Origin of the sequence: Bradyrhizobium sp. Ai1a-2 (genome assembly GCF_000426245.1) — a bacterium.
Taxonomy (GTDB): Bacteria; Pseudomonadota; Alphaproteobacteria; order Rhizobiales; family Xanthobacteraceae; genus Bradyrhizobium.
Genome location: NZ_AUEZ01000139.1, coordinates 1 through 10,035, shown reverse-complemented (window position 1 = coordinate 10,035; position 10,035 = coordinate 1). Strand labels below are relative to the sequence as shown.

At 56.7% G+C, this 10,035-nt stretch carries 8 protein-coding genes and 3 pseudogenes; 5 read left to right on the top strand and 6 right to left on the bottom strand.

Annotation, left to right across the window (positions count from 1 at the left end):
- The 3 genes and pseudogenes from K288_RS48490 to K288_RS0141035 form a co-directional block, all read right to left on the bottom strand.
- The coding region (locus K288_RS48490) for a biotin carboxylase N-terminal domain-containing protein (protein WP_043162146.1) at positions 1 to 295 on the bottom strand (295 nt) is incomplete at its 3' end.
- A gap of 1,215 nt (positions 296 to 1,510) precedes the next feature.
- A pseudogene (locus K288_RS51530) lies at positions 1,511 to 1,612 on the bottom strand (integrase core domain-containing protein); the annotation flags it as partial.
- A 183-nt stretch (positions 1,613 to 1,795) separates the two neighbouring features.
- On the bottom strand, positions 1,796 to 2,740 hold the full coding sequence (locus tag K288_RS0141035) for a clostripain-related cysteine peptidase (RefSeq protein WP_084800098.1): 945 nt from the start codon (positions 2,738 to 2,740) through the stop codon (positions 1,796 to 1,798).
- A 2,384-nt stretch (positions 2,741 to 5,124) separates the two neighbouring features.
- Between K288_RS0141035 and K288_RS0141025 the strand changes: the two genes are divergently transcribed.
- The 3 genes and pseudogenes from K288_RS0141025 to K288_RS48480 all read left to right on the top strand — a co-directional run.
- A complete protein-coding gene (locus K288_RS0141025; RefSeq protein ID WP_027584603.1) occupies positions 5,125 to 5,811 on the top strand; it encodes a DMT family transporter in 687 nt (228 codons plus the stop codon).
- Between the two features lie 994 nt (positions 5,812 to 6,805).
- The gene (locus K288_RS48485; RefSeq protein ID WP_244443457.1) at positions 6,806 to 7,324 is read left to right on the top strand and encodes a hypothetical protein; all 519 of its coding nucleotides are present in this window, start codon (positions 6,806 to 6,808) and stop codon (positions 7,322 to 7,324) included.
- A gap of 151 nt (positions 7,325 to 7,475) precedes the next feature.
- Positions 7,476 to 7,946 (top strand): annotated as a pseudogene (locus tag K288_RS48480) (isocitrate lyase/phosphoenolpyruvate mutase family protein); the annotation flags it as partial.
- Between the two features lie 100 nt (positions 7,947 to 8,046).
- Here K288_RS48480 and K288_RS53895 read toward each other — a convergent pair.
- The 3 genes from K288_RS53895 to K288_RS53890 are packed head-to-tail and all read right to left on the bottom strand — an operon-like array spanning position 8,047 to position 8,656.
- Complete coding sequence (locus tag K288_RS53895; protein ID WP_160169076.1) at positions 8,047 to 8,196, bottom strand: hypothetical protein; 150 nt, start codon at positions 8,194 to 8,196, stop codon at positions 8,047 to 8,049.
- A gap of 29 nt (positions 8,197 to 8,225) precedes the next feature.
- A complete protein-coding gene (locus K288_RS0141000) occupies positions 8,226 to 8,507 on the bottom strand; it encodes a hypothetical protein (protein WP_152535939.1) in 282 nt (93 codons plus the stop codon).
- Positions 8,504 to 8,656, bottom strand: a complete 153-nt coding sequence (locus tag K288_RS53890; protein WP_160169075.1) for a hypothetical protein — start codon at positions 8,654 to 8,656, stop codon at positions 8,504 to 8,506. Before K288_RS53890 ends, K288_RS0141000 begins: the two co-directional genes overlap by 4 nt.
- Positions 8,657 to 8,802: 146 nt before the next feature.
- Between K288_RS53890 and K288_RS0140990 the strand changes: the two genes are divergently transcribed.
- Together K288_RS0140990 and K288_RS53145 are read left to right on the top strand one after the other, a co-directional pair.
- Positions 8,803 to 9,096, top strand: coding sequence for a hypothetical protein (locus K288_RS0140990; protein ID WP_027584599.1), 294 nt, complete (start codon positions 8,803 to 8,805; stop codon positions 9,094 to 9,096).
- A gap of 853 nt (positions 9,097 to 9,949) precedes the next feature.
- Positions 9,950 to 10,035, top strand: a pseudogene (locus K288_RS53145) (IS5/IS1182 family transposase); the annotation flags it as partial.

Genomic DNA, 10,035 nt, shown 5'->3' with positions numbered 1-10,035 from the left:
CGGCCCTGGCGAATTCCGCATTCTCGGACAGAAATCCATAACCTGGATGGAGCGCGCCGGCGTTCGCCCTGCGGGCGGCCGCGATGATTTGGGCGCTATCGAGATAAGCCGCGACCGGCGTACGTCCGCCGATGGCAATCGCCGTGTCGGCCATCAAGACAGCGGGCGTCCGCGCATCGACATCGTGGTAGACAATTGCAGAGCGAAGCCCAAGCTTGCGCAACGTCTTAATGATGCGTACGGCGATCTCGCCCCTGTTAGCGATCAGGACAGTGTCAAAGGATAGTTTGTGCATTCGCCCATTCGTCCAAATAATGCCCTGTCAAGGAAAGGCAGCTACTGACCCTCGTCGGTCCAGAACAAGATGATCGCACCGACTGCGACGACGATTGCAGCTCTAGAGATCGCCAGTGCCGTGCTCATACGGATTTCCGCCGGTCGCCTCAATCGCGACCGCCTGGTGTTGTCTCCAATCTGTCCGCGCTCGCTCACATGTTCCCAAACGAATGCGGCCCTACTGCACAGCCGAACAGGCTGAGGGCTAGTCCCAACGAGCGCCCGTCGAAGATGCCGACTGGTTGGGCACCTCATTTCGAGGCTGCGTCTCTTTTGGCAGTATCTCGAACTAACATCACCTTGCGACATTGTTCACTCAAGCTTGTGAACTTGGCTCTCAGACAAGCAGTGATGGCGTCCGCATCCGGTATGCGGGTGCTACAAAGGCGAAACACGTCCGGTGTGCAAGCCTGTCGCTCCTCGGCTGTCGCCGACCGATCTCGCGCAACCGCCCATTCGGGGCACAGAGCTGTTGTCGTGGCAAAGGCAACAATAAACGCCGCACAGTGGAGTGCTCTGTAGATCCAAGACCCGCCGATGCCCTGCTTTTGATGCATTGTAATCCTCGCTTGATACATCCTGAGGTATCGTTCTTCCTGCGCGATGCGCAACACGACCTGCCTACCGGGAACAGGCCGGAACAATTGAAGGCATTGATGGCCGCAGAAGTGCTCTTGCATAGCCATCGCAGCGACGCTTTCGGCGCTCGGTCGCGCCGCAGCAAAATCAAGGCTCGCAACCGAAACACCGGCGACAAAAGAGAATGGCTCAGTTGCAGCTGAATGCGGCGCGGCTTAGAGAACAGCGTTGCGATAGTCGGTTAGCGATATACCGGAACCCAGCAATCCCGACGTTTCGTCATGTGCAACTGCCGCTGATGCTGCAATCCGTCTGGGAAAACGAACCGTTGGCGGGTCCGTCTCGCACCAGCTCCCCGTGCGGCGTCGGCCTAAGCGTTGGAGACATTCGCAAGTTCTTATTTCCTGTCAGCACGATCTGCTGGAGACCGCATACACCGTCCCCATCTGCATTAGATCGTACAATCTGACGCCACGTACGATTCAAGCCCTTCGAGAACGCCTCGTGTGAATATGTCCAAAGCGCATGCTGCCAGAAGCATGTGCGCAAACCAAATGGAGAGCCGTCGCTGTCGCTGAAATGATAGTTCACGTCACTCGATCAAGAACTCGTCACGCATCCGGCCGTTGAAGCTCTCGACGAAGGCGTTCTGGATCGGCTTGCCGAGGGCGATGAAGTGCCAGTCGATGCCGGCCTCCTTGGCGTCGAGAAAGTCGGCCCATCGCTCGTGCGCAACAAACTCGATAACGCCATCAACGTTTCGCTTCACCATATCCTTGTTTGTAGAAATCAGTGTTGAATTCGTATTTGCTCGCAGGAAAATATATCGCGCCCCCCTTTGAGCCAGCGCTCCACGAACTGACTCCACAAGCGTAGTTAGTCAGCACCATCCGCTTTGTGGCATCGAGTGCGATCTGCGCGTATCTGGGTTCGATGTGACCTTGATATAGTTTGCCAGGAAAGATGGTAGATCGATGGAGGTGAGAGGCCCTATTCCTGCGCCATAGGGGACCAGGCTCGATCGAGCTGTCTCGATGTTTATCCGCTCCGATGTTACGACCTTGCTGAGCGCGTCTGCGAAGGCACTCACGGCTGTTGCAGCGGCCTCGACTCTTGACAATTCGACTACAGAAAGTGTTGTCATCTCAAGATCGCCGTAACGCTCCTGGTACGCGGCTAGGAGTTGGTTTGAGAGCTCAAGAGGCGACATAGCTGGGTTTTCGGTCAGCAGTTTGAACGAGCTGGCATAGTCCCAGCCCGCCGCCGGTTCCCGTTCCTCACTTCCGACCATAAGCGTCGAGAAATTTTGCAAAGCGTAGGCGGTTTCGATCGACGACGTTAGACCTGCATCGAAGCCGACCACGTCGAGTTTTCTCTTCAATCGTCGCGAGACCGCCTCGACGCTCTGCTGTACGTCGCTCATGCACCACAAGGAATTCGTCTCTTCGTCAAAGGATACGGCACGATATCCTCCGACGTGCGGGACGTTTTCCGAAGCAGCTCTCGAATCTTGTAAGGTCGATCGACTAAGGCGGCGCGTTGTGGCCATCTGCCTGATGGAGGCGTCGGCTGCCATCTGGAAGCGCCAGCCCTGACCGTGATTCCAGACTACTAACATGTACTTCTTGGCTGGATATCGTTCGACAGACCAATTGAGGAAATCATTGAGTGCCGCGAGCGATCCCAAGTCCGACACATCTGGTGCATTTCGCAAGTCCGCGACTGCTGCAGAAGGAACTGGCTTCTGTCCTTTCTTGACAAGAAATCTCAGAGTTCCAGACCATCCTTCGGCCTCGCTTGTGTAATGTTTGCTGGGGCGGCCCATCTCGACAACACTCTCGATGTGGTGCCGACCTTTGCGATGTCCCGAAAACTGGGCGATAGCGCGTCCGCCTCGAGATTATTCTTCGCATTCATAAAGACCATTATCGTTCAATCAGCAGTATGGACCATGGCTGTGGCTGCCTCAGCAGGGCAGGCCAATAAAAGGATGGCCGCGAACAATAGATCGGAGAAGCACTTTTTCAGGAGCATGGTCCTTAAGCATATGCCGTTTGCAGGTTCGGTTTTTGCGCTGATGGTTCTCACCCTGGAGTTTGCAACGACCGTGCCTGCGCCGCGAGGAGAAAAATAGCGCTTCCGTAATAGATCCGTGCGCGCACTGCTCATCGGAGCGCTGTTACAAGCGCAACATTGTTGCGTTTCAAACATATCGGAAAGCGCGTAAGGCTTTGCCTGAGCATAGCAGCCTGGACCAAGCTTGAGCGACAACACTACAAGATCATAATTGACTTTGTACGCGGGGAGGGACGAACTCCTCCGGCTCTCAGCCTGATCAAACCGGGCCACGACCGTGCACCCATGGCCTTCATCACATGTCCGCCCTTCGTCGCGGCGCCTCCATCGTCCTCCCTTCAACGAATGAAGAGCGCACGATTGCTGTCCACCAGTACATGACGAGGCGCTTTTCGCAGAAGCCAGACACTTTGGAGGGATTTGCGGTTCTCGGTGTAATCGTGTGCCTCGCGAGCGGAAGAAATAGGTTCGTGAGTGCCAGCGTTCGCGAAAAGCTGCGTGGTCGACCCTTGGCGAGCGCGATCGGGACGGTCAAACTCTGGAGTGACCGATCTATCAGGGATCGCACCACATACGGGCTGTTGGAGGGGGATTGCGAGTGGCCGAAGAGCCGCCTACGTGATGACCCCGAATCGGGATGTCGCATTTCTTGGTCCAGCCGTTGCATGTCCATTTACATGAAGTCGAAAACCCCATTATTCGGTCCGAAACATTGGCGACAGCGGGCGGAAGCAACGCGGACCAAGGCGGAGTCGTTCGCCTGTCTCAAATCCAGAGACAGGCTACTTAAAATCGCCGAGGAATATGAGCGGCTAGCCCGGCACGCAGAAGAATGGCAGACATTAAGAGAGGAGCGGGATCCTGAGTCCAAAAGAGAGGAGCGGGATCCTGAGTCCAATCATTCTTCATTCTTGGGTACCTCTCGGCAAAATCCAAGGTAGGTCTGGCTCGGAGCGGCTAATGGGCTCCCTTGGTTTACATCAGCGATCTGTTTGCATGTCGGCGTGCCGCTCGTACAAAGGAATTGTCTTCGAAGCCGGAGCTCCGTGTCGTGAGGCGGCCGAATTCGATCAATGTGTTGAAGCACCAACAACGATGGGAGAGGCTGGACTCCTATCCCGGGCACTATGTCACCCCCGAGTGGCCCCGAGTGGGGAGGGGGAATCGACAGCGGTACGCGCGCGCCTTCAAATAGGAACGCGCCCCTCATCACTAAGAGGTTGGAGGGTTATTCATCATCGGTCGCTTCCGGCGGCACGTCATTTGCAAGAGATGGTTTGGGGTGTCGACCCGGTCTTGAGCCGCGCCGATATCCTACCGGCCCGACGCACCTCTTACCCGGCAGCGTGCGTCGGGCTTTCATGCTTTTCAGCATAAGAGATGGACGTTCAGCCACATCGCCCAGTCTAAGTCGTATTTAGCCGTTGTTGAATGACCGATACGCCGGCGACGTTTTCACTCGCATCGCGGGAGTTAGGCTCGTCCGTTCGATGGGTGCATCTTGTTCGATGCCCGACAGGTCTGTTTGATGGCCGACAGTCACTTGGTAGCGTGGTATTGGGCGCGCGTATTCTCAACACAGCAATATCGCTCGGCGGCCGGCCGGCTGGACGCATATTATCGATAGCTTTCAAGCGGCACATCATTTGCAGGGATCACCTTGGCATGGTGACCCTGCCCATGCTACAACCTGCCCAGGTTGTAGCCCGACGCATCTGTTGTCTCCAGAAGGTGCGTCAGGCTTTTTCTTGCCGCTTCGGCAGCAGCACCGTGGCTCCGGATCTCGCGGACCTGGTATTATCCAGAAGGTCGCTGCGTCCGCAGGAGGCCGATTCAACCTCCTCATGCCACCATGGCCAGAGTCCATCCACGGCTGCTTGATCTATTGCAGGAACCCAGACGTCAACCTGATGCGAGTGGAAAGCCATCCGATGAGCCAGCCTAGCCTCTTCGTACCGCTTCTTTGCGGAGCCCTTGCGACGGTCAGCTGGAGTATCGGCAACGTTCTGTCCAAGGCCGCGCTCTGCTGCATCGAGCCGCTCTCGCTACTAACAGGGCAGTTGGCCGTGAGTGCCGCAAGCCTCACCGTGCTATCCGTCTGGTTCGGCGCGCCGCCTCGCTTGAGCGATTGGCGTGCCGGCCTTCCCCGGCCTCCTGCAGCCGGCGCTTGCGTCTGGTTTGTCGACCGTCGGTCTGACGATGCTATCGGTGTCGGTGGAAGCGATCCTGTTCGCAGTTGAAACGCCAATGATCATACTCCTTGCGTGGTTGATTCTTGGCGAGATCCCCAACCGTGCTGTCGGCTTGCTCTGCTTGTTGGCCTTTGCCGGACTCGGCTTGTTGAGCTGGACCTCCGAATCCGATCCTTACGCAACGCGGGGACTAGGAGTCGCCCTCGTGCTCGCCGGTGTTCTATTTGCCTCACTCTACAGCATCGTAGTCCGTTTGATGTCGCATACCATCGATGTGTTGCGGCTTACGACAGTAAGCCAGATCGTCGCGTTCGCAGCAGTCGGGTCTGTGTGGATTGGTGTTCGTCCATTGCCGACGCTCTCTCTAATCATCGCTGATATTGTTTTGGTGGTCGCATCCGGATTGCTGCTTCTGTCAATCCCATTTCTTCTCTACGGCGTTGCGCTGGAGCGAATGAGCGCGACCGCAGCCGCGTTGTTGCTGCCGCTGGTTCCATTGTTTACATCCATTTTCGCATCGCTTTTTCTTCGGGAAACTCTGACCGCAAGACAGTGGCTCGGGGCTGCCACGGTTCTCGTATCGGCGCTTGGAATGCCTTTCGCCTTGCGGTCCAAACCACACAAATGAACTGAATCATTTGACGCAGGCGACGTCGTCTGACGCAGACCTGTTTGGTAATGAAATGTGTTGGTGTCCACGCACCTTCAGAGGATAGCCGACATGGCTGGCTTGCGCGCACGCAACAACAAGAAGCTTAGTTGCGGACCTACCACGTCAGTAATATACCGGCCAACGAGTCGGTCCGCTTCGCCTCCCAATAGTTCTGCAACACGGCTGATTGATCACTACGATCGTGCGAACGCATCGACCACGACAAGGCAGTCCGATACGTGATCGAGCACAAACTTCAGGAAACAATTTGTGCGTTGTGGGTAGGGCTCACCGTGGATCGAGAACATGTCATTGGGACTCCTGTCGCCGGACATGCATTCGCGACGTCTCGCGCCGCGACTGAGCGCCAAATGGCGCACCGTGACCCGCCAACAAATGGATCATAGAACAGTATGAGTCGGTGATTCATTTTTCGACGAGCGATGAGAGGCGATTATCACCGCGCTGTCTGGCGGCGACTTAGCCGAAGCTGGTCCGATTTGACTCTCGCACCGGCTGAGACCGCACAACGTCTGTCTGGTTCAAGACAGCTGACGTTAGGTACTCAACCGTTCTAGCGAAATAGCGCCTTAAGTCGTGTTGGACGCAGTCGGCACGGCGCTTGCTACTGAGAAACAGTAAACACTGGCCGCATCTTAGTGCTATGATGCTGGAGCATCGCGAAACGAATGCCATGCGCATTGAGAAACCAAATGTGTTTGTGAAGCTCCGTATCGTTGATGATTGAAATGGGAGACTTCGATGATTGCGCCGCTTCGGCGAAAATGGAGACCGGCAGACTTGTTTAGCAATCTGTCTCCGGTGATGTTTACCGCCGAGGCATCAGTTCTGCGCGCACGTTGGAGCAAGTTATGGCCGGAACTCTACACGGAATATGACGCACGGCATCTGAAAAAGGAACTGTCCAACCGTAACTTGGTCACGACCGAGGAAGCCGCGGCGTTTTTTGATGCCTGGGGCCGCGGACGAAAAGCGTCACGCCGATGGTTTCATACAACTCATGAAGCTGGTCGCGGATGCGTCCGAAGAGGATCTCTGGGAGAAATTGGAGACACGACCACATAATTTTAGCGTAATAGATGCGTACCTGAAAGACGAATTCTCGCTGATGGTTATGATCGCTTTTGATGAAATGTGCACCTGCCGCGCGTATGCCGCCGATAGGCGTTTTTATGCCGGACTGGGTAGCAATCAATTTCTTCGTTGGCTGAGGGAAGTGACGGTGGACGAGGCGGTTCACTCGATGAACGCAGTGAACGTTATCCGCGCCCGCTATTCGGATCGCATCCGCGAGGTCGGTGCGATCCTCGAAAGTCTACCGAGCAGTGTTACTAGTGAATCGTGCTGCCGGGGTACTTTCGTTCTGGATTATTTCGGTGATAAGTATACCAACGAGCTACTTGCCAATTGCCGTACGGTGATCGTGAAAAACGTCGCCGTACCGCTCAATACCGCAGGAAGGGAGTGACGCACAACCGGTGGCGCAGCTGCTGCGGAACGCCGGGCGGGGGAGTGAATTGATCGTTTGTGATATCTGCGTGTCAATTCGCGGTCGTCCCAAGAAGTGTGGTATGCATTCCCAGTCAATGTCGGTCATCCCCGGCGGTCACCACAATGGCATGGCATCGCGTGCCGCAAGCTCGCTACGCACCCAGATCCGCTCCAACTGCGAACTGTCCTTCTTAATGGAGGCGCAAGACGGATTACCGCTGCAGCTGCCGAGCAGGTTGGATTTCGCGGCCTTTGAGCGTCTGGCTCATCGATTTCGTGTTCGCTCGGCTATCGCGACGCCAACGAAGCCTGACACGGCTGGTCGATGCCGTCGAACGCATCGTGGACTCGACGGAACTGCCTGTGCTGGTCGACGGTGATACGGCTTCGGCAATTTCAACAACGCTCGCCTTCTTGCGCGCAAGTTGCGTCAACGCGGGGCGGCCGGTGTCTCGCTGGAAGACAAGGGCTTCGCGAAAATGAATTCGTTTGTCGGCGATCAACACCCTTTCGCCAACATCAAGGGGTTTTCGGGTCGACTCCGTGCCGTCAAGGACACGGTGGGCGACGATCTGGTTGTCATCGCCAGGGTCGAGGCGCGCTGTTTGCGAATCGGCGCCGACGTAAGCTGCTTGAAGTAACGGCACCAATTCCTAATGATCAACAATGAGAGCAGAGTCCTGGCCGGCGCCATTTCGCTCATGAGAACGCCCGGACGATCCAGTAGATGCCGCCCCAGAGCAGCGCGGTGACGAGGATCGCCGCGAAGGGCCAGAGAGTCCATTTTGTCCGCGCTTGCGAAGCATCAGGACGCGATACGACGATATCGGCTCTGCCGCCTTCAATCATGCGCAGTCTTGGTTTGCGCCAGTGCGTCATCAGCACCCTATTCTGCCGCTGAGATAATCGATCAGCGCCACGGCCGGGATCACAGCAAAGAAGACTACCAAATAAGGCGAATAGCGTCCTGACGCCGGTCGGAACACGGTCCTGAGGCTGCCAAGCGCCAGCCTTCTCGGCTGCGAGATTCCAGAAGGCCCCATTTTAGTCCAGCCTTGGCTCTCGAGCACGTAACAGTTGCGCTCGATCATTGCGTGAGCCCTCGGCCCTTTTGAAAAATTGGTGAAGCCCGCGTCATCGTTATCGGCGCCGTTCTTCAACGTGGCGGCATCTTGTCGAACGGGCCGTTTGCGCCCTCGACGACCGTCGGCCGCATGATGTCGTGAACGCCGAGCGATCTCTCCGCCTTCACCGGTCCCGAGCCATAAAGCGTGGCGGCGGATTGCAGATCGACAAGTTTGAAGGACATCTTTTTGGACATCCGCGCCATTCAGTACTGCAGTCTTGTTCTCAAACCACGAGCGTTCCGATTGTGCGATGGATTGGGTTTCCCGTCGGCGAGTCCTTCCATGACGAGGACGTTTGGTCGCGAATCGTCGGCTGAGCAGATCTGGAATGGCGCGCCTGCGCGACGTCGCCGTGTCGCCGACACGCGCCGGTGCTCCAGACCGTCTTATGGCCGGCCGTTCGCTTGATGGTCGCGGCGATCTCCTCAGTCGGTTCGGTGAGGCAGCGATTGCCACATCGATGTCTGCCGGCTGTGCAGTTGGGACCAGCTTCAACGCCGCGCTGATAAGGGGCAATAGAGCAAATCTCATCGTGAACTCCTGGGGAACTGGCGCGCGCGCCGCCCTTGGCTGCGGCGGTTTTTGCTTCAGCAATCTGCGTGCCGCGCCAAAAATGCTGTGAGCATCGTTGAAAATAGAAAAACAGTTCGTTTGCGGCGGCGCCGGCGAAATGATGTGGCTGCCGCGGTCGGGTTCCCCACATCGACGTCATCAACCGGACACGGCTCATACAACAAGAGCGAATGATGCCGGTCACCTCTCGTGCCGCAAGCAGATAGCATCTGTGTCGGATCAACATGGCTATGACAGTTCAGAAGCGGTTATTCACCACCCTGGCCGTCGGATCGGAGAAGAATCACGTTCGTTCGATTACCTCAAAAAGATAGTGGCACTGAGAGCTGCGAAGTGGTTCAGCCCAATCAAAGGCAATGGCTCGTAGGCGCCACACGGCAGCCCTAACATGTTCGTGTACATCTCTGCGTCCGGCAGGCGGTGCTTACACTGAAAGTGCAGAAGACAGCCAAGATCAGCGACGAACTAGTGACTGGCCGCTCGGGAGAGGGTTCAACGAAAACGTTGGCATCGGTTAGCATTCTGCTGCCAAGCAGACGCTTCCATGGCACCAGCGCGCAACTGTCTTTTGGCACGCGCTTCGCGTGAGTTCAGAGCACGAATCGACCTGCGGAGACAGTGACTGCTTGCGGTGATTTGCGTGAGGTGGGGCGTATCGTGGACAGCGACCGTGGCGTCCGGCGACTGGGCCCGCTGGTCGAGAGGGGCGCGGGCAACCGGGGAATCCACTTATCGCTACTAGCGCTCTGCGCCTTCTTCCATTGATGCTAAACAGGTTTTGTACGCCATGCGAATAGTCTCTGATGGCGCTCGACTTGCTCTAGGCGGTGTGGACTCTAAGGATTCCCTTTTAGGAGCAAATCAGATTCAAGGCTGCTTTTGGGGAGGCGGCCTTGGGTGTGATGGATCGTTTGGTTTTGAGCGACGCGGCGTGGGAGCGGATGGCGCCGCTGATCATAGGTCGTCCCGACCAGAAGGGCTCGACCGG